Raw genomic sequence first — 21,104 nt, forward strand, 5'->3', positions numbered from 1 at the left:
CTCTTGGCGAAAGCCCCGGGGGCGCACGCGCGGTTCCCCGCGCCCCTGAGTGCTCAGAGGCGCGGGGTGCGGCTACATGCGGGAGATGTTGCGCTCGTAGACCAGGCGCAGGCCGATCAGGGTCAGCCACGGCTCGTGCTCGTCGATCACATGGGCCTCGCCGAGGACCATCGGCGCCAGGCCGCCCGTGGCGATGACCGTCACGTCGTCCGGGTCGCCGACCGGGCCGACCAGCTCACGGGCCATCCGGGTCACGACCCCGTCGACCTGGCCCGCGAAGCCGTACACGATGCCGGCCTGCATCGCCTCGACCGTGTTCTTGCCGATCACCGCGCGCGGCCGGGCAAGTTCGATCTTGCGCAGTTGCGCGCCCTTGACCCCGAGGGCCTCGACGGAGATCTCGATGCCGGGCGCGATGACCCCGCCCGCGTACTCCCCGCGCGCGCTGATCGCGTCGAACGTCGTCGCCGTGCCGAAGTCGACGACGATCGCGGGCCCCCCGTACAGCTCGACCGCCGCGACCGCGTTGATGATGCGGTCGGCGCCGACCTCCTTCGGGTTGTCCATCAGGATCGGCACGCCGGTCTTGATGCCGGGCTCGACCAGGACCGCCGGGACGTCGCCGTAGTAGCGGCGGGTCACCTCGCGCAGCTCGTGCAGCACCGACGGCACCGTGGAGCAGATCGCGATCCCCTCGATGCCGTCACCGAGTTCGGCGCCGAGCAGCGGGTGCATCCCCATCAGCCCGTTGAGCAGCACCGCCATCTCGTCGGCGGTGCGCCGCGCGTCGGTGGAGATGCGCCAGTGCTCGACGACCTCCTCGCCGTCGAACAGGCCGAGGACGGTGTGCGTGTTGCCCACGTCGATCGTCAGCAGCATGGGTTACTCCGCCTCGCGGAGGTCGAGGCCGATGTCGAGGATCGCGGCGGAGTGGGTGAGCGCCCCGACCGCCAGGTAGTCCACGCCGGTCGCCGCGTACGCGGCGGCGTTGGCCAGGGTGAGCCGGCCCGAGGACTCCAGCACGGCCCGCCCGGCCACCAGCTCGACGGCCCGCGCGGTCTGCTCGGGCGTGAAGTTGTCCAGCAGGATCAGGTCGGCGCCGGCCGCCAGCACCTCGGCGACCTGCTCGACGGTGTCGACCTCGACCTCGATCGGCAGGTCGGGGAACATCTCCCGGACCGCCTTGAAGGCCGGGGCGACACCGCCCGCCGCCACCACGTGGTTGTCCTTGACCAGGGCCGCGTCGGAGAGCGACATCCGGTGGTTGACGCCCCCGCCGCAGCGCACCGCGAACTTCTCCAGGGCGCGCAGCCCCGGCGTCGTCTTGCGGGTGTCGCGCACCTTGGCGCCGGTGCCCTCCAGCGCGTCCGCCCACGCGCGCGTGGCGGTCGCGATGCCGGAGAGGCGGCACAGGATGTTGAGCGCGCTGCGCTCGCCGGTGAGCAGGTCGCGGGTGCGGGTGGTGACGCTGAGCAGCTTCTGGCCCGCCTCGACCCGGTCGCCGTCGGCGACGTGCCGCTCGACCTCGAACTCCTCGGTGCAGACGATCGACAGGACCGCCTCGGCGACCCGCAGACCCGCCACCGTGCCCGCCTCGCGCGCGGTGAAGTCACCGGTGGCGACGGCGTCCTCGGGGACGGTGGCGGCGGTCGTCACGTCCACGCCGCCGTCCAGGTCCTCCTCGATGGCCAGGTGGGCGATGTCCTCGACCTGGACGGGGTCCAGGCCCGCCTCGGCCAGCAGGGCCGCCAGCGTCGGGTCGAGGCCGCACTCGTACACGTCCTCGTCGCCGCAGCCGCAGTCGTCGCCGCAGCCGCCCCCGTTCGCGGGGACGCCGATCTGGATCAGCGGTACGTCCACCGGCTCGGGGCGGTGTTCGTCGGGGGTGCTCACGGTTACGGCTCCCTGGGGGCGTCGGCGACTGTCGGGGGGAAGTCGGTGGAATCGGTGCGGCGGAGGTCGAGCGTACGGTCCGGGGTCACCCGGACGACGAGGTGGCGGCGCCAGTCCGCGTCGTCCCGGTCGGGCCGGTCCTCGCGCCAGTGACAGCCGCGGGTCTCCTCGCGGGCCGCGGCGGCGGCCACCAGGACGCGCGCGACCAGCAGCAGGTTGGTGGTCTCCCAAGCCTCCACGCCGGGCACGGCGGCCTTGCGCTCACCGGTCCCGTCGGCGTCGGCGCGGATCGCCTCCAGGCGGGCGGCGGCCTCGGCGAGGCTGTCGGCCGAGCGCAGCACCCCGGCGCCGTCCGTCATGGTCCGCTGGATCTGGATGCGGGCCTCGGGGGCCAGCAGCGGGCAGGTGGGGGCGGTCTGCGGGGCCCCGGCGCCGTCGGCCGCCGCCACGCGCGTGTGACCGCCCGCCGCGATGTCCGCCGCGATCCGCTCGGCGAAGACCAGCCCCTCCAGCAGGGAGTTGGAGGCCAGCCGGTTGGCGCCGTGGACGCCGGTGCAGGCGACCTCTCCGCACGCGTAGAGGCCGGGCACCGTGGTGCGGCCGTGCAGGTCGGTGCGGACGCCGCCGGAGGCATGGTGGGCGGCCGGGGAGATCGGGATCGGCTCGGTGACCGGGTCGATCCCGTGGGCGCGGCAGGCGGCCAGGATGGTCGGGAAGCGCTGCTCCCACATCGCGGCGCCGAAGTGCCGCGCGTCCAGGTACATGTGCGTGGCGCCGTGCGCCAGCATCTGGCGGGTGATCGCCTTGGCCACGATGTCGCGGGGCGCCAGCTCCGCCAGCTCGTGCTGTCCGAGCATGAAGCGGGTGCCGAAGGCGTCGACGAGGTGCGCGCCCTCGCCGCGCACCGCCTCGGAGACCAGCGGCTGCTGGCCCTCGGAGTCGGCGCCGAGGAAGAGCACGGTCGGGTGGAACTGGACGAACTCCAGGTCGGAGATCTCCGCTCCGGCGCGCAGCGCCAGGGCCACGCCGTCGCCGGTGGCGACGGCCGGGTTGGTGGTGGCGGAGAAGACCTGGCCCATGCCGCCGGTGGCGAGCACGACGGCGGGGGCGCGGACGGCGCCCACGCCGTCGTGCTGGCCCTCGCCCATGACGTGCAGGGTGATGCCCGCGGTGCGGCCGTCCTCGTCCCGCAGGAGGTCGAGCACCAGCGCGTTCTCGATGGTCCGTACGGCCTGCTCGCGGACCGCCCCGACCAGCGCCCGGGAGATCTCGGCGCCGGTGGCGTCGCCGCCCGCGTGGACGATGCGGCGGCGGTGGTGGCCGCCCTCGCGGGTCAGCGAGATGGCGCCGGAGTCGTCGGTGTCGAAGTGGGCGCCGGTGGCGATCAGGCGCCGCACCGCGTCGGGGCCCTCGGTGACCAGGGTGCGCACCGCGGTCGCGTCGCACACGCCCGCACCGGCCACCAGGGTGTCGTCCAGGTGCTGCTCGGGGGTGTCGCCCTCGCCGAGTGCGGCGGCGACGCCGCCCTGCGCCCAGCGGGTGGAGCCGTCGTCGAGCCGCGCCTTGGTCACCACCACGGTGGCGAGCCCGGCCGCGGTGCAGCGCAGGGCGGCCGTCAGGCCCGCCACGCCCGAGCCGACGACCACGACGTCCGCGTCGATGGACCAGCCCGGGGCGGGCGCCTCCAGGCGTATTCCGGTCGTGGCCGGACCTTCGGTCGTCCTGGTCATGCGGGGGCTCCGAAACTCAGGGGGATGTTGTCGATCAGGCGGGTGGTGCCCACGCGCGCGGCGATCGCCAGGACCGCCTCGCCCGTGAAGCCGTCCTCGGCCTCGGCGAACGTCGCCGGGTCGACCAGCGCCAGATAGTCGAGCTCCAGCGGGTGCCGCGACCTGGCGGCCCCGTCCAGCACGCTCTGGGCGGCGGCGCGCACGACCGCGGGGGACGGTCCGGCCGCACCCACCGCGTACGCGTCCGCGGCGGCGCGGGCCTCGCCGATCCGGGAGAGCGCCTCGGCCCGCCCGGCGGTGGAGTGGGTGGCGCTCGCGCGCGCGTGCAGCGCGTGCTCGGCGGCGAGCCGGTCGCGGGCCGCGAACAGCGCGCGCGAGAGCGCGAGCGCGGTGTCCCGGTCGGCGGGCGACAGGTAGCGGTTGCGGCTGGAGAGCGCGAGCCCGTCCGCCTCGCGGACCGTCGGTACGCCGACGATCTCGACCGGGAAGTTCAGATCGCGCACCATGCGCCGGATCAGGGCCAGCTGCTGGGCGTCCTTCTGCCCGAACAGGGCGAGGTCGGGCGCGGTCAGATGGAGGAGCTTGGCGACGACGGTGAGCATCCCGTCGAAGTGACCGGGGCGCGAGGCGCCCTCCAGGCGCTCGCCCATCGGGCCCGCCGTGATGCGGACCTGGGGCTCGCCGCCGGGGTAGACCTCGTCCACGGACGGGGCGAACACCGCGTCGGCGCCCGCCCGTTCGGCGAGGTCGCGGTCCGCGTCCAGGGTGCGCGGATAGCGGTCCAGGTCCTCGCCCGCGCCGAACTGCAGCGGGTTCACGAAGACCGTGACCACGACCTGGCCGGCCGGGCCGACGCTCTCGCGCGCGGTGCGCACCAGCGTGGCGTGGCCCTCGTGCAGGGCGCCCATGGTCATGACGACGGCGCGGCGGCCGGTGCGCTCCAGGGCGCCCAGTTCGGCGGCGGTGCGGACCAGAAGGCTCATCGGTTCTCTCCGTCCGCGAGCACGCCCAGCAGGTCCTCGGCGAGCTCGGGCTTCAGCAGGCCGTGGGCCAGGGCCCGGTCGGCGGTCGTACGGGCCATCGCGACGTATCCGGCGACGGCCGCGGGGGCGTGCTTGCGCAGCTCGGTGATGTGGGCGGCGACCGTGCCCGCGTCCCCGCGCGCGACGGGGCCGGTCAGGGCCGCGTCGCCGGAGCGCAGCGCGTTGTCCAGGGCGGCGCCCAGCAGCGGGCCGAGCATCCGGTCGGGGGCGGCGACGCCCGCCGTGCGCAGCAGCTCCATGGCCTGGGCCACCAGGGTGACCAGGTGGTTGGCGCCGAGGGCGAGGGCCGCGTGGTAGAGCGGGCGGTTCTCCTCCTCGATCCACTCGGGCTCGCCGCCCATCTCGATGACGAGCGCCTCGGCGGCCAGCCGCAGCTCCTGGGGCGCGGTGACGCCGAACGAGCACCCGGCCAGCCGCTGCACGTCCACCGCGGTCCCGGTGAACGTCATCGCGGGGTGCAGCGCCAGCGGCAGCGCCCCCGCGCGCGTGGCGGGCGCCAGCACGTCCGTCCCGTACCGCCCGGAGGTGTGCACGAGCAGCTGGCCCGGGCGGACCGCGCCGGTGTCGGCGAGGCCCTGCACCAGGCCCGGCAGCGCGTCGTCGGGGACGGTGAGCAGCACCAGGTCGGCGGCGGCGAAGACCTGCGCGGGCGGCACCAGGGGCACGTCCGGCAGCAGGGCCGCGGCGCGGCGCACGGAGGCGTCCGAGACGCCGGAGACGGCGACCGGGCGGTGTCCGGCGAGCTTCAGGGAGGCGGCGAGGGCGGGGCCGACCCGGCCGGCGCCGACGACTCCGACGGCGAGGCGGGCTGGGCGGTTCTCTGGTGGTGCGTTCACGCGGCGGGGCCTTCCGTTCCAGTCCGCGAGGGGTACCGGACGATTTCCCCGTCATGCTACGCCCAGGTATCGACATACTCGCGTGACTGTCCACAGGCCCTGAGTGATGATCTGATCATGGTGGAAGAGAGCGCCGAGGGCGCGCGGAACGAGGAAGAACAGCGCAGGCGCAGGCAGGCGGCGTGGCGCGGTTCCCGGCGGACCCTGTGGCGGTCGCCCGCCGAGGAGCCCATGGGCGAGCGGCTGACGGCCCTGGTCGCGGACGCCTCCGCCGTGTACGACACGGGCGAGGCGCCCGACTTCTACGGCGACGGCCCGGTGGCCGAGCTGGAGCGGCGCACCGCCGAGGCGCTGGGCTTCCCGGCCGCCGTCTTCTTCCCGACCGGCACGATGGCCCAGCAGATCGCCCTGCGCTGCTGGGCGGGACGCACCCGTGACGCCACGGTCGCGCTGCATCCGCTGTCCCACCCCGAGGTGCACGAGCGGCGCGCGTTCGACACGGTCAGCGGGCTGCGCACGGTCCACCCGACGACCGCGCCCCGGCTGCCCACGGCCGAGGAGGTACGGGACTTCGAGGAGCCCTTCGGCACGTTGATGCTGGAGCTGCCGCTGCGCGACGCCGGGTTCACGCTGCCCACCTGGGACGAGCTGACGGCCGTGGTGGAGGCGGCCCGCGAGCGGGACGCGGTGGTGCACTTCGACGGCGCGCGGCTGTGGGAGTGCACCGAGCGCTTCGGCCGTCCGCTGCGGGAGATCGCGCGGCTCGCGGACAGCGTCTACGTGTCGTACTACAAGTCCCTGGAGGGCCTGTCGGGCGCGGCGCTCGCCGGTCCCCAGTCGCTCGTCGACGAGGCCCGCGCCTGGCGCCACCGGTACGGCGGGCTCCTCTTCCAGCAGTATCCGGCGGCCCTGGCGGCGCTGGTCGGGCTGGACCGGGTGCTGCCCGAGCTGCCCTCCTACGTCGCCCACGCGCGCGTAGTGGCGGAGGGGCTGGCGGAAGGGTTCGCCAAGGCGGGCACGCCGTGGTTCCGGATCAACCCGGAGGTGCCGCACACCCACCAGTTCCAGGTGTGGCTGCCCTACGACGCGGACGTCCTGTCGGAAGCGGCACTGACCCAGGCCGAGGAGACCGGGGTGACGCTCTTCCGCCGCTGGTTCCCGGCCCCGGCGGGCCCGCCCGGGATCGCGTGCACGGAGGTGACGGTGGCCGGGCCGGCGCTGGAGTGGACGGCGCAGGACGTGCGGGACGCCACCGTGGAGTTCGTCCGCGGGCTCGCCTAGGGCGCGATCCTCACGGCGCGGCGTCGGCCCCCTCCCGGCCCCCCAGGGCCGGGCCCCCGCCGGGCTCAGCGGCAGGCCGGCGGGCGGGGTCGCGGCGGGGCGAACAGACGGGTCAGGGCGGCGCGCAGGCGCCCGGTGGCGAGCCGACCGTGCAGTACGGCCTCGAAGCGCCGGTAGTCGCGCAGTTCGCGCAGGACCCGGGCGTCGTGCGTGCCCACCAGGGGCGGCGGGGGCTCCTGGAGACGGGCCGCGCGGTAGGTGTCGAACATCTGCTGCTGGATGGCGTCCATGTCTCCAGGCTGCGCCGGTCCGGGCGCCGCGTCGCGTCGATTGACCAGGGGCGTCAATCGACAGGGGCGGTGTCGGTGGCGGGGTGCACCATGGGCCCATGAGCGTGTGCATCGACATCACCGGACTCCCGCAGGAGCGGATCTCCTTCGGGCCCTCCCCCCTGGCCGAGCTGGGCGCCGCGCTGCACGCGCTCTCCGAGCCCGCCCACCACGCCCGGCTGCACGGCTGGACCACCACGACCTGCGCGGGCCTCAAGCCGGAGCTGGCCGACCGGCTGCACGAGGCGGACTTCATGTGGCGCTCGACCCGCTCGGACATCCTGCTGCCCGCCCGCCCGCGCGAGACGCTCGCCGAGGAGCTGGACGACCTCGACCGCATGGAGGACGAGAAGTACGTGGCGGCGGCGCTGGAGATCTCCTGCGCCAGCCTCTACAACGCGGGGGCGCCGTCCCCGCTGGTCGACGCGGCGATGCGGGACCGGGCGCTGGAGCTGGCCGCCGCGCGCGGCCCCCGCCAGCACGCCTTCGTCAAGCGCATGCTGCTCGACCCGCCGGGTGCGCGCGCGTGGATACGCAGGCTGTTCGAGGACTGCCACGAGGCGTTCTTCGCCGAGACCTGGCAGCGGGTGCGGGTGCAGCTGGCCGCCGACGCCCGCCACAAGACGGAGCTGCTCAAGCGCAAGGGGGTGGCGGAGGCGGTCGCGGCGGTCTCCCCCGCCGTCACCCTCGAACAGTACGAGGGCGGTGCCCGGGTCGTCGTCGACAAGCTGACGCACGGGCGCACCAGCGCGGCGGGGACGGGCCTGACGTTCATCCCCACCGCGTTCGGCTGGCCGCACCTGTTCGCGCTGCACGCGCCGGGCTGGCAGCCGGTCGTCCAGTACCCGGTGCCCACCGGGGAGTTGGGCGGCAGCGCTCCCGTGGACGTGGTGAAGGCGCGGCTGGAGGCGGTGGCGCACCCGATGCGGATGCGGCTGTGCCGCAGTCTGGCGCGGGGGGCGTACACCACGAGCGAGCTGGCGGACGCGTACGGGATCAGTGCGCCGGAGGTGTCCCGTCACCTGTCGGTGATGAAGAAGGCGGGGCTGCTCACCACTCAGCGGCGGGGCCGCTATGTGTTGCACCAGCTGGATGTGGCTGTGGTGGCGCGGCTGGGCAGTGATTTCCTGGAGGGGGTGCTGCGGTAGCGCTCCGCGGGGAGTGGGGGGCGGCTGGTCTCGCCGGGTGTTCGCCCGCGGACCGTGCAGGGTTGTTCGCGCCGTTCCCCGCGCCCCCTGGAAACCCTCGTTCGCCTGCGGACCGTGCCCGCTTCTCGCGCAGTTCCCCGCGCCCCTAGGAAACCCGCCCTCAGCTGCGGACCGTGCAGGGTTGCTCGCGCAGTTCCCCGCGCCCCCTGGAAACCCTCGTTCGCCTGCGGACCGTGCCCGCTTCTCGCGCAGTTCCCCGCGCCCCTAAAAGCCTGGGGCTGAGCTGAGTTCTCTGGCTGCCGGGTATCCCTTTGGGGCACGGGGGAGGCCGAAACGATCGGCTCAGCCACCAGCTTTTAAGGGGCGCGGGGAACGGCGCGACCAGCCCCCACCGGCCCGCAGGTGACGTCGGTCCCATGCCCGCGCCCCACAGTGGCCGCGCCACTCGTACCCCCTAGGGGCGCGGGGAACTGCGCGAGCAACGACCCACCGGCCCGCAGACAAAGGCCGGGCCCAGAAGGCGCGCGGGGAACTGCGCGACCAGCCCCCACCGGCCCGCAGGTGACGTCGGGCCCATGCCCGCGCCCCACAGTGGCAGCACTGGCCGTACCCCCTGCGGGCGCAACCACCCACCGGCCCGCAGGCGGACCCCCGCCCCTCAACCCCCCACCCTCAACACCAACTTCCCCATCGACTTCCGGCTCTCCATCAGGCGATGGGCCTCGGGGGCGTCGTGGAGGGGGAATTCGGCGGTCACCGGCAGTGTCGCGCGGCCGTCCGTGGCCAGGGCGAAGGACCGGTTCGCCAGGGCTCGCAGGGCGTCGGGGTCGCCCGCCGCCAGGCCGAGGATCGAGAAGCCGGAGACCGACCGGCCGCGCGGGTACAGCTCGGGCTGGCCCACCTGCCAGGGCTCCTCCCCGCCCGCGTTCCCGTACGAGACGAGACGGCCGAAGAGGGCGAGCGAGTCGAGCCCGCGCCGCAGGGTGGCGCCGCCGACCGGGTCGAGGACGAGGTCCACGCCCCGCCCCCGGGTGACGCGGTGCACGTCGTCCTGGAAGGCGGCGGTGAGGAACACGTCGTCGTACCCGTACCGCCGGGCGTACGCGGCCTTCTCGCCGCTCGACACCACGCCGTAGACGGCCCCCGCGCCCGCGAGCCGGGCGAGCTGGCCGACGACCGTGCCGACGCCCCCGGCCGCGCCCTGGACCAGGACGGTCTCGCCGGGCGCCAGCCGTCCGACCTCGTGGACCAGGGCGTGCGCGGTGGGCAGCACGGTCGGCAGCGTGGCGGCGGTGCGCAGGTCCACGCCGTCCGGGACCGGGAAGACGGTGGCGGCCGGGGCGAGGGCGACCTCCGCGTATCCGCCGCCCTCGGCCAGCGCGGCGACCCGCTGTCCGACCGCGAGCCCTGTGACGCCCCGGCCCACCGCCCGTACCCGCCCGGAGACCTCCAGCCCCGGCACGAACGGCAGGGACGTCACCCGGTACCCCTCGGCACGCGCCTTCACCTCGGCGAAGTTGACGCCCGCGTACGCCACGTCGACGGCGACCTCGCCCGGGCCGGGCTCGGGCACACCGGTCTCCACCGACCGCAGCACTTCCGGACCGCCCAGCTCGCTGACCTGAATCGCACGCATGACGTGGGTCCCCCTCGGCACGTAAAGTGTTCAATGAAGGTCGAACACCCAGGAGTGTACGGCCGCCATCGAACACACGGCAAGGGGAGAGGACACCCCATGACCCACCGCGCGCCCCCCGAGCACACCCACCCCGACAAGGTTCCGCTGATCACGGCCCTGGACGCGCTGGGCGATCCGGTCCGGCTCCAGCTCGTGCGCGAGCTCGCCGACTCGGCGGACTGGACGCGCAGCTGCGGCTCCTTCGACGTGCCGGTGCGCAAGGCGGCGCTGAGCCACCACTTCTCGGTGCTGCGCGCGGCCGGGCTCGTCGAGCAGCGCGACGACGGCCCCAAACGGATCAACCGGCTGCGCCGCGAGGAGTTCGACGGCCGCTTCCCCGGCCTGCTCGCACTGGTCCTGCGCGGCGACTGACGACCGGCGGCCCGGGCTCACAGCCCCCCGGCCCGGACCAGCCCCGTCTCGTACGCCAGGACGACCACCTGCACCCGGTCCCGCAGGCCGAGCTTGGTCAGGATCCGGCCGACGTGGGTCTTCACCGTGGCCTCGGAGAGCACCAGACCCGCCGCGATCTCGCCATTCGAGAGGCCCTGCGCGACGAGCAGCATGACCTCGCGCTCGCGCTCGGTCAGCTTGTCCATCGCGGTGCCGCCCGGCCGCGGCTCCCGTCCGGTGGCGGGCAGCATCGGGGCGAACCGGTCGAGGAGGCGGCGGGTGGTGGAGGGCGCGACCACGGCGTCCCCGCTGTGCACCGAGCGGATCGCCCCGAGCAGCTCGGCGGGCGGCACGTCCTTGAGCATGAAGCCGCTGGCCCCGGCCTTGAGCCCGGAGAACGCGTATTCGTCCAGGTCGAACGTGGTCAGGATCAGCACCTTCGGGTGCGTCTCGGCCGAGCAGATCCGCCGGGTCGCCTCCACCCCGTCGAGCCTGGGCATGCGCACGTCCATCAGCACCACGTCCACGGCGGTCGCGCGGAGGATGTCGATGGCCTCCGCGCCGTCGCCCGCCTCCGCGACGACCTCCATGTCCGGCTGGGCGGCCAGCACCATCCGGAAGCCGGTGCGCAGCAGCACCTGGTCGTCGACGAGCATCACGCGGATCGTCATCGGATCCCTCTCCTCCTCGGGGAGTACGAAGTCAGTGGGCGGGCTTGAGCGGCAGCAGGGCGCTGATGCGGAAGCCACCGCCCGGACGCGGCCCCGCGTCCAGGGTGCCGCCCACCATGCCGACGCGCTCGCGCATGCCGATCAGGCCGTGGCCCTGGCCGTCGGCGCCGCCGTCCTCGTACATCTCGTGCGCCGCGCCCCGGCCGTCGTCCTCGACCAGCAGGCCGAGCCCGTCGTCGAAGTAGACCAGCCGGACGCTGGCGCCCGCGTCCGGGCCCCCGTGCTTGCGCGTGTTGGTCAGCGCCTCCTGCACGATCCGGTACGCGGTGAGCTCGACGCCGCTGGGCAGCGGACGCGGGGTGCCCTCGATCTTGAAGTCCACGGTGAGCCCGGCCGTGCGCACCTGCTCGACCAGCTCCTCGATCTGCTCCACATCGGGCTGCGGCACGTACTCCCCGGCCTCGCGGTGCTCGCCGGTGCGCAGTACGCCGAGCAGCCGGCGCATCTCGGCGAGCGCCTGGCGGCCGGTCATGGAGATCGTCTCCAGGGCGATCTTCGCCTGGTCGGGGGCGGTCTCCATGACGTAGGCGGCGCCGTCCGCCTGCACCACCATCACCGAGACGTTGTGCGCGACGACGTCGTGGAGCTCGCGGGCGATCCGGGCGCGCTCGGCGGCGACGGCGACCTTGGCCTGGGCCTCGCGCTCCTTCTCCAGCCGGGCCGCGCGCTCCTCCAGCTGGGCGAAGTAGGCCCGGCGGGTGCGCATGGAGTCGCCCAGCACCCAGGCGAGGACGAACGGGACCGTCATCACGACGGTGTAGAAGATCACCTGCCCGGGGCTCACGTGCCCGGCGGCGCTGTCGTCGGTGTAGTCGGGCCAGCGCCACATCGCGATCACCGCCGCCGACAGCGCGCCGCCCAGGGCGAACCGGGAGGCCCAGCGCTCGCCGATGGCGGCGGCCGTGTAGATGGCGACCAGCATGGCGAAGTCCGACAGGTTCGGACCGACGTTGAACGCCAGCTGCGCCAGGCCGATCAGCGCGGCGAGCACCACCATCTTCTCCGGCGCACGGCGGCGCAGGGCCACGACGACGCTCAGGCCGAGGGCGGTCAGGAGGGCCAGCGGCGCCCGGCCGTGGCTCACTCCGTTGGACACGATCGTCATGCCGGAGAGCCCGAAGAGGACGACGGCCCAGAGGGCGTCGACCGCGGTCGGGTGTCTGCGGATGAAGTCGTAGAGGCGCTGCACGTAACCCAGCGTAGGGAAGCCGGATCGGTGCATGGGTCAACCGGAGGGTCGATCCGGGCCGCCGGGGCGTACTCCCCAAGGTGGAGGGGGACCTAGCCTTTCCCTGTGAACGACGAGGTGAGGGACGGCGTGCGGGACCTCCTCAAGGACGACGCGGACGGCGACGCCCCGGGCGGCGGCGACCGCGACCCCCGGAACGGCACCGGCCCGGACGCCGACGCTCCGGACGTGGAGGCTCCGGACCGCGACGGAGAGGACCACTACGGAGAAGAGGCCCGGAAGAGCGCCGGCCCGGACGCCGAAGCTCCCGATCACGACAGCCGGGAAGCCCGGGACGGCGGCGGCCCGGACGCCGCGTACGGCAGCGCTCCCGACCGCGACGCCCCCGGCGAGTGGGCCGGGTGGCGGGACGCCGCCGAGCGTGCGCTGTACGGGCCCGGTGGCTTCTATCTCCGCCCCGAGGGCCCCGCGGGCCACTTCCGTACCTCCGTGCACGCCTCCCCCCTCTTCGCGGCGGCGGTCGCGCGGCTGCTGCGGACCGTCGCCGAGGAGCTCGGCGGCGGCGAGGTCGCCTTCGTCGACATGGGCGCCGGACGCGGGGAACTGGTCACCGGCGTGCTCGCCGCGCTCCCCGAAGGGTTCCCCGTACGGGCGTACGCCGTGGAGCGCGCGGCCCGCCCCGACGGGCTCGACCCGCGCGTCGCCTGGGTGGCCGAGCCGCCGCGGGGTGTGCGGGGCCTGCTCTTCGCCAACGAGTGGCTCGACAACGTGCCCGTGGAGGTCGCCGAGGCCGACGCCGACGGCGTCCCGCGCCGGGTGCTGGTCCGCCCCGACGGCACCGAACGCCTCGGCGCCCCCGTCACCGGCGCCGACGCGCGCTGGCTGGAGCGGTGGTGGCCGCTGCGCGAGCCCGGTGCGCGCGCGGAGGTGGGGCGCGCCCGGGACGAGGCGTGGGCGCGGGCGGTGGACGGTCTGGCGGCGGGCCTCGCGGTGGCCGTGGACTACGGACACACGGCGGACGCCCGCCCTCCGTACGGCACGCTCACCGGCTTCCGGGGCGGGCGCGAGGTCCCGCCCGTGCCCGACGGCAGCTGCGACATCACCGCGCACGTGGCCCTGGACTCCTGCGCGGACCCGGGCGGGGAGCTGCTGCCCCAGCGCGAGGCGCTGGCCGCCCTCGGGGTGTCGGGCGCCCGCCCGCCCCTCGCGCTCGCCTCCACCGACCCGGCCGCCTACATCGGGGCGCTTGCGCGGGCGGGCGAGGCGGCGGAGCTGACCGCCCGGGGCGGGCTCGGCGACTTCCTCTGGCTGCGCCGGAGGGTGTGAGCGGAAGGGGCCGGGCCGCGCTCCCCTCCCCCCGGCGGGTGTGCGCGGACGGGCCCGAGCCGCATTCCCATCCCCGTACCCGAACAGGGATACTGTCGCCCATGACGGAGACCACGGTCGGTATCGGCGGCGCGGCGGAGAGCACCGACATGGTGCTCAACATCGGCCCCCAGCACCCCTCCACCCACGGCGTGCTCCGCCTGCGCCTCGTGCTCGACGGCGAGCGGATCCAGCACGCCGAGCCCGTCGTCGGCTATATGCACCGCGGCGCCGAGAAGCTCTTCGAGGCGCGCGACTACCGCCAGATCGTCATGCTGGCCAACCGCCACGACTGGCTCTCCGCCTTCTCCAACGAGCTCGGTGTGGTGATGGCCGTCGAGCGGATGCTGGGCATGGAGGTCCCGGAGCGCGCGGTGTGGACCCGTACGCTCCTCGCCGAGCTGAACCGGGCGCTCAACCATCTGATGTTCCTCGGGTCGTACCCGCTCGAACTGGGCGGAATCACCCCGATCTTCCACGCCTTCCGGGAGCGCGAGGAGCTCCAGCACGTGATGGAGGAGGTCTCCGGCGGGCGCATGCACTACATGTTCAACCGCGTCGGCGGCCTCAAGGAGGACCTGCCGCTCGGCTGGCTCGGCCGCGTCCGCGACGCCGTCGCCGCCGCCGACTCGCGCATGGACGTGTACGACCGGCTGGTGCTCGGCAACGAGATCTTCCGCGGGCGCACCCGGGGCGTCGGCGTGCTCTCCCAGGAGGCCGTGCACGCGTACGGCGTCAGCGGGCCCATCGCCCGCGGCTCCGGCGTCGACTTCGACCTGCGCCGCGACGAGCCCTACCTGGCCTACGGCGAACTCCAGGACACCCTGCGGGTCGTCACCCGCACCGAGGGCGACTGCCTGGCCCGCTTCGAGGTGCTGCTGGAGCAGACCCACAACGCCCTGGAACTCGCCGGTGCCTGCCTCGACCGGCTCGCCGAGCTCCCGCCCGGCCCGATCAACCAGCGGCTGCCGAAGGTCCTGAAGGCCCCCGAGGGCCACACCTACGCCTGGACCGAGAACCCGCTGGGCATCAACGGCTACTACCTGGTCAGCAAGGGCGAGAAGACCCCGTACCGCCTCAAGCTCCGCTCGGCCTCGTACAACAACATCCAGGCGCTCGCCGAGCTCCTGCCGGGCACGCTGGTCGCCGACATGGTCGCGATCCTGGGCTCGCTCTTCTTCGTCGTCGGCGACATCGACAAGTAGCGAGCAGGGCGCGCGCCCGCCGCACGGACACGGGATGCGCGATGCGGGACACGAGGAGGGCCCCGGCAGACGCTGCCGGGGCCCTCCTCGTACGTACCGCGGGACTACGAGATCGCCGTCCGCAGCACCGCCACGTCCAGCTGCTCGGTCTCGTCGTGCGCGGTCAGGTCGATGACCTTGCCGACGACCCGGCCGGGGCCGCCCAGCGGGCGCTCGGCCAGCACCTCCTCGCCGACCACGTCGGCCAGGTCCTCCTCGGCGGCGGCCTCTATCGCCTTGGCGGCGGCCTCCTTCTCGGCGGCGGTGCCGAAGAAGTCGAAGCTGCCCTCGGGCCGGACGGCCGGGCGCGCCACGTACGGCACGACGGCGGCGGCGACCGGCGCCGGGGCCGCGGGGAGCGCCGGAAGGGCGGCGGACGACGGGCGGACGTGCTCCCCGCCGGCGACCGCCCCGGACTTCCCCTGCGGCTCCTGGGAGTCCGGCGGAGTCTGCGCGCCCGTCGCCGGGCCCTTGGCCGCGCCGGCGGGCCCGCCCGACGGCGCGGACCGGTCGCCCGTGGACCGCGCGTCCTTGGCGCCGAGCGGCTCCAGCGCGCCGGACCTGCGGGCGGCCTCGGCCTGCTGGAGCTCGCGCGCCCGCTGCGCGGCCCGGCGGGCCTCGTCGACCGCGGCGGCGGCCCGCCGGGCCTCCTGCGCACGGCGTGCGTACGGCAGGTTCTCCAGGGCGCGGGACGCCGAGGCGTACGCGGCGGCCGTCGGCGTACTGGCCGTGGCCGGCAGCGCCTTGGGGGCGGAGGCTTCGAGGGCGAGCACCCGGCGGCCCTCCAGGGCGGTGGCCCGCTCGGTCTCCGCCGTCGCGTACCGCCGCAGCAGCGCCGCGTGTTCGCCGCGCAGCCCGGCCAGCTCCATGCGCTTGGCCCGCAGCTTGGCGTCCAGCCGGCCGCGCAGCTCGCGCGACTCCTCCAGCTCCGCCTCCAGCTCGGCGATCCGCTCCTCGGTCTGCCATTGGTCGGCGGCGCGCGAGCGGGTCAGTTCGGCGACCCGGCGACCGGCGGCCCGGTCCCAGCCGCGCATCAGCACCGAGCCGGTGACGGCAGCCGCCGCGGCGGCTGCCGCCAGACCGCGCAGCGCCAAGGGCTGATCGAGCAGCCAGGCGCCACCGGCGCAGAAGACAGCGGCGCCGGCGACGACCGACGGCGAGAGGAGCCTGTGCAGAGGAGGGGAATGGCGGTGGCGTCCACGTGGCATGGCCTGAAATTTACCGTGCGTAGACATCCGATGGACCCCCGGCCCGGCAAACTCCTGAAACTTCTTGCCACCGCGTTCCGTTGTCCGCGGTTTTCCCTACTTCTTGATCAGCCCCTTCGACTGGAGATAGTCCTTGGCGACGTCGGCGGGCTTGGCCCGCTCGGCGTCCACCTTGCGGTTCAGTTCCACGAGATCACCGGTCGTCAGCGCCTTGGTGAGCTTCGCGAGCACATCGGCTATCGCCTGGTCGCCGGCGTCCTTCGCATTGACGACGGGAAGCACGTTGTCCGCGTTCTGGAGCTTCTTGTCGTCGTCCAGGAGCACCAGGCCGAACTGGTCCAGGGTGGCGTCCGTCGTGGTGGTCAGCACCAGTTGGTCGACGCCGTCCTTGACGGCCTGCTTGGACTGCGGGGTGCCGACGCCCTTGGGGTCGATGCCACCGACGTCGATCCCGTACTTCTCCTTGAGGCCCGGTGCGCAGAAGGGGCGGACCGTGCACTCGTCACCGGCCGCGATCTTGACCTTGACCTTCGACTTCCCCAGATCCGAAAGGGTCTTGAGGTTGTTCTTGGCGGCGAATTCCTTGGTCACCGCGAACGCGTTCTGGTCGACCGCCGCGCCCGCCGGAAGCACCTTCAGTCCGCGCGGTCCGGCGAGCTTGGTCAGCTCGGCCACGGTCGCGGCGGCGTCGCTGGAGGCGAGCGGCTTGTCCTTGGCCTTGTCGCCGTTCACCTTGGCATTGAGGAATTCGGTAAGCGTAGCCGCGTATTCCGGAACGATGTCGATCTCGCCCTTCTCCAGGGCGGGTTCATAGAGTTCGCGGTTCTTCACCGTGGTGACCGACGTGCCGTATCCGGCGTCGCGCAGGATCTGCGCGTACAGCTCGGCGAGGACGGCGGACTCCGTGAAGCCCGCGGCGCCCACGGTCAGCGAGCCCTTCTTGCCGCCCCCCGAGCCGTCGGAGGCCGGGGCGGCGCTCTTGTCCTTGTCCTTCTCCAGGCTGTCGCCGCCGCACGCGGCCAGCGAACCGGCCAGCGCCAGTGTGCCGAGGGCCGCACCGGCCGTGCGCAGGATCTTGCTCATGAAGGTTCACCATCCGGGAATTCGAGGAGACGAGAAGGATCAGGAGGTTCGGGGCGAGCGGGCGGGGCGCCGGCGCAGCGGGCTGAACAGCCGGTCCGCGACCACCAGTACGCCCTCGACCAGCAACGCGAGCAGCGCGGCGAGGATCGCCCCCGCGACCACCTGCGGTGTGTTGTACGTGGCGAACCCGGCCGTGATGATCCGGCCCAGGCCGCCGAGCCCGACCATGGAGGCGATCGTGGCGGTCGCCACCACCTGCACCGCGGCCGACCGCACCCCGATCATGATCAGCGGGTAGGCGAGCGGCAGCTCGACCCGGGCGAAGAGCTGGCCGCCCGACATCCCCATGCCGCGCGCGGCCTCCACCACCGACCGGTCCACCTCCCGCATGCCCACATAGGCGTTGGTCAGCAGCGGCGGCACCGCGAAGAGCACCAGGGCGATGATCGTCGGGGTGTACCCGGCCTTGCGCAGCGGCGTGAGCATCAGCAGGGCGAGCACCGCGAAGACGGGCACCGCCCGGCCGATGTTGGAGATGTTGACGGCGAGCGCACCGCCGCGGCCGATGTGCCCCAGCCACAGGGCGAGCGGCAGCGCGATCGCGCAGGCCACCAGGAGCGAGACCCCGCTGACGTAGGCGTGTTCGGAGAGCCGGTGCCAGGCGCCGTCGTCGCCCTTCCAGTTGGCCCCGGTCGTCAGCCAGGTCCAGGCGTCGGCCATGACCCCCATCAGCGCGCCCCCGCCGTCGTCCGTATCCGGGTCCACGGGGTGAGCAGCCGTTGCAGACCGAGCAGCAGGAGGTCCGCGACCAGGGCGAGCAGCACGCACAGCACGGACGCGGTGAGCACCTGCGCCTTGAACGTGGACTGCACGCCGTCGCCTATGAGGTTGCCCAGGCCGCCCTTGCCGACCACCGAGCCGACCGTGGTGAGCGCGACCGTCGACACCGTGGCGATGCGCACCCCGGCGAGCAGCGCGGGCAGCGCCAGCGGGAGCTCGACCTCGAACAGCAGCCGTATCCTCCCGTACCCCATCCCCCGGGCCGCCTCGCGCACTTCGGCCGGGACGGCCTCCAGGCCCGCCAGGATGTTGCGGACCAGGATCGTCAGCGAATAGAGCACGAGGCCGGTGACCACCAGTGACGCCGAGAGGCCGAACACCGGCAGCAGCAGCGAGAACATGGCCAGCGACGGCACCGTGTAGAGCACGGTCGTCAGGGTCAGGACCGCGCCCGCGACCCCGCGCCGGCCGCGCGCGAGCAGGGCCAGCGGGAAGGCGATCAGCAGCCCGATCAGCACCGACACCGCCGTGATCCAGATGTGCTGGACGGTGGCGTCGGTCAGCTCGTGGCTGCGGGAGCGCACGTACTCCCAGCAGATCCAGTCGTTTCGGACCAGACAGTTCTGCGTGCCCACGGCACTCACGGTTCCCCGCACCTCCCCCGCCGGATCTCCCCGTCGCTCCCGAACGTATGTCTGGCGACCTTATCCCCGACCACTGACAATCACCGAGGGCCCGGAGCGGGATCCCCGCATCGAACACAGTGCAGCAACATGGAGTTCACACAAGTTCGGTCACAACCGGTCACAATGGGGAACCATGATCCGATTCGAGCACGTCACCAAGCGGTACGCCGACGGCACCACCGCCGTCGACGACCTCTCCTTCGAGGTGGCCGAGGGTGAACTGGTCACGCTCGTCGGACCGTCCGGTTGCGGCAAGACCACCACGATGAAGATGGTGAACCGGCTGATCGAGCCCAGCGAGGGCCGGATATTCCTGGACGGCGAGGACATAGCCGCCGTCGACCCGGTCCAACTGCGGCGCCGCATCGGCTACGTGATCCAGCAGGTCGGGCTCTTCCCGCACAAGACGGTCCTGGAGAACACCGCGACCGTCCCGCACCTGCTGGGCGTCAAGCGCGCCAGGGCCCGCGAGCGCGCGGCCGAACTGCTCGACCTGGTCGGCCTCGACCCCAAGGTGTACGGACCGCGCTACCCCGAGCAGCTCTCGGGCGGACAGCGCCAGCGGGTCGGCGTGGCGCGGGCGCTGGCCGCGGACCCGCCGGTGCTCCTGATGGACGAGCCGTTCGGCGCGGTGGACCCGGTGGTGCGCGAGCGGCTGCAGAACGAGTTCCTCAAGCTCCAGTCGCAGGTCCGCAAGACGGTCCTGTTCGTCACCCACGACATCGAGGAGGCGGTCCGCCTCGGCGACCGCATCGCGGTGTACGGCCAGGGGCGCATCGAGCAGTTCGACGCCCCCTCGGCGGTCCTCGGCGCCCCCGCGACCCCGTACGTGGCGGACTTCGTCGGCGCGGACCGGGGCCTGAAGCGGCTCTCGGTGACGCCCATCGAGGAGGGCGACCTGGAGCAGCCGCCGGTGGTCCGGCTCGACGACCCGCTGCCCGCGGCCCTGGACGCGCCCTGGGCGGTGGTCCTGGACGCCTCGGGCGAGCTGCACGGCTGGATCTCCGCCGAGCGGGCGGCGGCGGCGGGCGGCGGCGCGACCGTGCGCGAGCACGCCCGGCGGATGGAGGCGTGGCTGCCGGTCGGCGCCTCGCTCAAGCAGGCGTTCGCCACGATGCTCCAGCACGACGCCGGGTGGATCGCGGTCATCGACCAGGAGGGCTCGGGCCGCTTCCTGGGCGTGCTCACCCCGGCCCGGCTGCACGAGGCGCTGCGCCGCTCGATCGACGCGGACGCCCAGGACCTCCCCCGTACGGAAGTGGACGTCGAGACGGTCAGTTCGCGCTGAGGCGACCGCTGATCCACTCCAGGGTGGGCGGGATCTCCCGCCGCCAGGTGTTGAAGTTGTGCCCGCCGCTGTCGAGCGTGATCGACGAGACGCGCGCGGGCGACTTCACCTTCTCGATGAACTTCAGCGTCGGCTTGAGGTTGTCCTCGCCCGACTTGGAGCTGGTCACCAGGAAGGAGGACTTGGCGGGCTTCACGTGGTCCAGCGACCACAGCAGGTTGGAACGATTCTTCGCGGCCTTGTCGCCATGGAAGAGATCACCGGTGGTCGGGTCGCTCGCGGCCTTGTAGTACGCGGAGAGACCGGCGCTGGCGCCGAAGGTCTCCGGGTGGTGGATGCCGATCTTCAGGGCGCAGTAGCCGCCGGTCGAGTTCCCGATGAAGCCCCAGTTCCGCGCCTGGGTGCCGACCCGGTACGTCTCGGAGACGGCCTTGGGGAGGTCCTTGGCGAAGAAGGTCTCGGTCTGCGGGCCGCCCGGGATGTCCACGCACTCGGTGTCACGCGGCGGCGCCACCGTCGGGCGCATCATCACGAGGATCATGGGCTGCGCCTTCTTCTGCTTGACCTGCGCCCATGCCGTCTTCGGGTACCGCAGCCCCTTGATCAGGTTCTCCGCGGTGCCCGGGTAGCCGGTCAGCACCACGGCGGCCGGGAACTTCTGGTTCTCGTACTTCTTCTGGAAGTACTCGGGGGGCAGATAGACGTAGGCGGGGCTGGCTATTTTGGACCGTTCGCCCTGGACGACCACCTTCTGGATCTCTCCGCCGACGGCGGGGTTGCCCGCGCCGGGGGTGTCGGGCTTCTGCTTCCCCGTGACCTTGATGTCCTTGGTCCCGGCCGAGTGGTCGACGACCACGCCCATGCCGTTCTCCTGGCCGAAGAGGTCGGCCCAGGACCCGTAGAACAGGAAAGAGTTGTTGGCGGCGAGGCCGACCGAGGCGAAGAGCATCAGCTGAGTGCCGAGGAGCAGGCCGATCCGGCCCAGGACGGCCCGCCAGCTGCGCCTGGCCAGCCGCGGCCAGAGCCAGATGGTGAGCGCGAACAGCACCACCGCCAGTACGACGGCCAGCGCCAGAACCTTGTTGCTCGTGAGACCCATGAGTCGTCGAAACTTTCTGACTGAGATTTTCCTGAGACCGAGGGAACCCTCCCCCGGGATGTCCCGTCCTAGAGGGCGCAAATTGTCCGGAACACGGTGG

20 protein-coding genes are annotated in these 21,104 nt (G+C 73.4%); 6 read left to right on the plus strand and 14 right to left on the minus strand.

Annotated elements, in window-relative coordinates; genetic code table 11:
* Positions 1 to 72: 72 nt before the first annotated feature.
* Genes AB5J87_RS15800 through AB5J87_RS15820 form a run of 5 tightly spaced genes read right to left on the minus strand, consistent with a single transcriptional unit; the run spans position 73 to position 5,502 of the window.
* Positions 73 to 879: a type III pantothenate kinase gene (locus AB5J87_RS15800; RefSeq protein ID WP_369377309.1), complete on the minus strand. Its 807-nt coding sequence runs from the start codon at positions 877 to 879 to the stop codon at positions 73 to 75.
* A 3-nt stretch (positions 880 to 882) separates the two neighbouring features.
* Positions 883 to 1,893 (minus strand): carboxylating nicotinate-nucleotide diphosphorylase, encoded by a 1,011-nt coding sequence (gene nadC / locus AB5J87_RS15805; protein WP_369377310.1) that lies wholly within the window; start codon positions 1,891 to 1,893, stop codon positions 883 to 885.
* A gap of 2 nt (positions 1,894 to 1,895) precedes the next feature.
* Positions 1,896 to 3,623, minus strand: coding sequence for an L-aspartate oxidase (locus AB5J87_RS15810; protein WP_369377311.1), 1,728 nt, complete (start codon positions 3,621 to 3,623; stop codon positions 1,896 to 1,898).
* Positions 3,620 to 4,606 (minus strand): pantoate--beta-alanine ligase, encoded by a 987-nt coding sequence (gene panC, locus AB5J87_RS15815; RefSeq protein WP_369377312.1) that lies wholly within the window; start codon positions 4,604 to 4,606, stop codon positions 3,620 to 3,622. Before panC ends, AB5J87_RS15810 begins: the two co-directional genes overlap by 4 nt.
* Positions 4,603 to 5,502 (minus strand): Rossmann-like and DUF2520 domain-containing protein, encoded by a 900-nt coding sequence (locus AB5J87_RS15820; RefSeq protein WP_369377313.1) that lies wholly within the window; start codon positions 5,500 to 5,502, stop codon positions 4,603 to 4,605. The genes panC and AB5J87_RS15820 overlap by 4 nt, the downstream gene beginning before the upstream one ends.
* A 117-nt stretch (positions 5,503 to 5,619) precedes the next feature.
* On the opposite strand from AB5J87_RS15820, the gene AB5J87_RS15825 reads away from it, so the two are divergent.
* Complete coding sequence (locus tag AB5J87_RS15825) at positions 5,620 to 6,783, plus strand: low specificity L-threonine aldolase (RefSeq protein WP_369377314.1); 1,164 nt, start codon at positions 5,620 to 5,622, stop codon at positions 6,781 to 6,783.
* 65 nt (positions 6,784 to 6,848) lie between these two features.
* Here the strand turns inward: AB5J87_RS15825 and AB5J87_RS15830 are convergent, their stop codons facing one another.
* Positions 6,849 to 7,073 (minus strand): hypothetical protein, encoded by a 225-nt coding sequence (locus AB5J87_RS15830; protein ID WP_369377316.1) that lies wholly within the window; start codon positions 7,071 to 7,073, stop codon positions 6,849 to 6,851.
* 98 nt (positions 7,074 to 7,171) lie between these two features.
* Between AB5J87_RS15830 and AB5J87_RS15835 the strand changes: the two genes are divergently transcribed.
* A complete protein-coding gene (locus AB5J87_RS15835) occupies positions 7,172 to 8,260 on the plus strand; it encodes a DUF5937 family protein (RefSeq protein WP_369377318.1) in 1,089 nt (362 codons plus the stop codon).
* Positions 8,261 to 8,918: 658 nt separating this feature from the next.
* Here the strand turns inward: AB5J87_RS15835 and AB5J87_RS15840 are convergent.
* Positions 8,919 to 9,896 carry a zinc-binding alcohol dehydrogenase family protein gene (locus AB5J87_RS15840; protein ID WP_369377320.1) on the minus strand — a complete coding sequence of 326 codons (978 nt, stop codon included), beginning with the start codon at positions 9,894 to 9,896 and terminating at the stop codon, positions 8,919 to 8,921.
* A gap of 99 nt (positions 9,897 to 9,995) precedes the next feature.
* Between AB5J87_RS15840 and AB5J87_RS15845 the strand changes: the two genes are divergently transcribed.
* Positions 9,996 to 10,310: an ArsR/SmtB family transcription factor gene (locus AB5J87_RS15845; protein ID WP_369377322.1), complete on the plus strand. Its 315-nt coding sequence runs from the start codon at positions 9,996 to 9,998 to the stop codon at positions 10,308 to 10,310.
* A gap of 17 nt (positions 10,311 to 10,327) precedes the next feature.
* Here the strand turns inward: AB5J87_RS15845 and AB5J87_RS15850 are convergent, their stop codons facing one another.
* Complete coding sequence (locus tag AB5J87_RS15850) at positions 10,328 to 11,002, minus strand: response regulator (protein WP_369377323.1); 675 nt, start codon at positions 11,000 to 11,002, stop codon at positions 10,328 to 10,330.
* A gap of 31 nt (positions 11,003 to 11,033) precedes the next feature.
* The gene (locus tag AB5J87_RS15855) at positions 11,034 to 12,251 is read right to left on the minus strand and encodes a sensor histidine kinase (protein ID WP_369377325.1); all 1,218 of its coding nucleotides are present in this window, start codon (positions 12,249 to 12,251) and stop codon (positions 11,034 to 11,036) included.
* Between the two features lie 426 nt (positions 12,252 to 12,677).
* Between AB5J87_RS15855 and AB5J87_RS15860 the strand changes: the two genes are divergently transcribed.
* Together AB5J87_RS15860 and AB5J87_RS15865 are read left to right on the plus strand one after the other, a co-directional pair.
* Positions 12,678 to 13,577, plus strand: coding sequence for an SAM-dependent methyltransferase (locus tag AB5J87_RS15860; protein WP_369383541.1), 900 nt, complete (start codon positions 12,678 to 12,680; stop codon positions 13,575 to 13,577).
* Positions 13,578 to 13,678: 101 nt separating this feature from the next.
* A complete protein-coding gene (locus AB5J87_RS15865; protein ID WP_369377326.1) occupies positions 13,679 to 14,821 on the plus strand; it encodes an NADH-quinone oxidoreductase subunit D in 1,143 nt (380 codons plus the stop codon).
* A gap of 104 nt (positions 14,822 to 14,925) precedes the next feature.
* Here the strand turns inward: AB5J87_RS15865 and AB5J87_RS15870 are convergent, their stop codons facing one another.
* From AB5J87_RS15870 to AB5J87_RS15885, 4 genes are all read right to left on the minus strand, one after another.
* A complete protein-coding gene (locus tag AB5J87_RS15870; protein ID WP_369377327.1) occupies positions 14,926 to 16,068 on the minus strand; it encodes a hypothetical protein in 1,143 nt (380 codons plus the stop codon).
* Positions 16,069 to 16,164: 96 nt separating this feature from the next.
* Complete coding sequence (locus AB5J87_RS15875) at positions 16,165 to 17,151, minus strand: ABC transporter substrate-binding protein (RefSeq protein WP_369377328.1); 987 nt, start codon at positions 17,149 to 17,151, stop codon at positions 16,165 to 16,167.
* Positions 17,152 to 17,190: 39 nt separating this feature from the next.
* Positions 17,191 to 17,880, minus strand: coding sequence for an ABC transporter permease (locus AB5J87_RS15880; protein WP_369383542.1), 690 nt, complete (start codon positions 17,878 to 17,880; stop codon positions 17,191 to 17,193).
* Positions 17,880 to 18,566, minus strand: coding sequence for an ABC transporter permease (locus tag AB5J87_RS15885; protein ID WP_369377329.1), 687 nt, complete (start codon positions 18,564 to 18,566; stop codon positions 17,880 to 17,882). The genes AB5J87_RS15880 and AB5J87_RS15885 overlap by 1 nt, the downstream gene beginning before the upstream one ends.
* A 184-nt stretch (positions 18,567 to 18,750) precedes the next feature.
* Between AB5J87_RS15885 and AB5J87_RS15890 the strand changes: the two genes are divergently transcribed.
* The gene (locus AB5J87_RS15890; protein ID WP_369377330.1) at positions 18,751 to 19,905 is read left to right on the plus strand and encodes an ABC transporter ATP-binding protein; all 1,155 of its coding nucleotides are present in this window, start codon (positions 18,751 to 18,753) and stop codon (positions 19,903 to 19,905) included.
* On the opposite strand, the gene AB5J87_RS15895 is transcribed toward AB5J87_RS15890, so the two are convergent.
* On the minus strand, positions 19,892 to 21,004 hold the full coding sequence (locus tag AB5J87_RS15895) for an alpha/beta hydrolase (RefSeq protein ID WP_369377332.1): 1,113 nt from the start codon (positions 21,002 to 21,004) through the stop codon (positions 19,892 to 19,894). The two genes, AB5J87_RS15890 and AB5J87_RS15895, sit on opposite strands and share 14 nt — an antisense overlap.
* Positions 21,005 to 21,104 lie beyond the last annotated feature (100 nt).

It is taken from the genome of Streptomyces sp. cg36 (assembly GCF_041080675.1).
GTDB lineage: Bacteria > Actinomycetota > Actinomycetes > Streptomycetales > Streptomycetaceae > Streptomyces.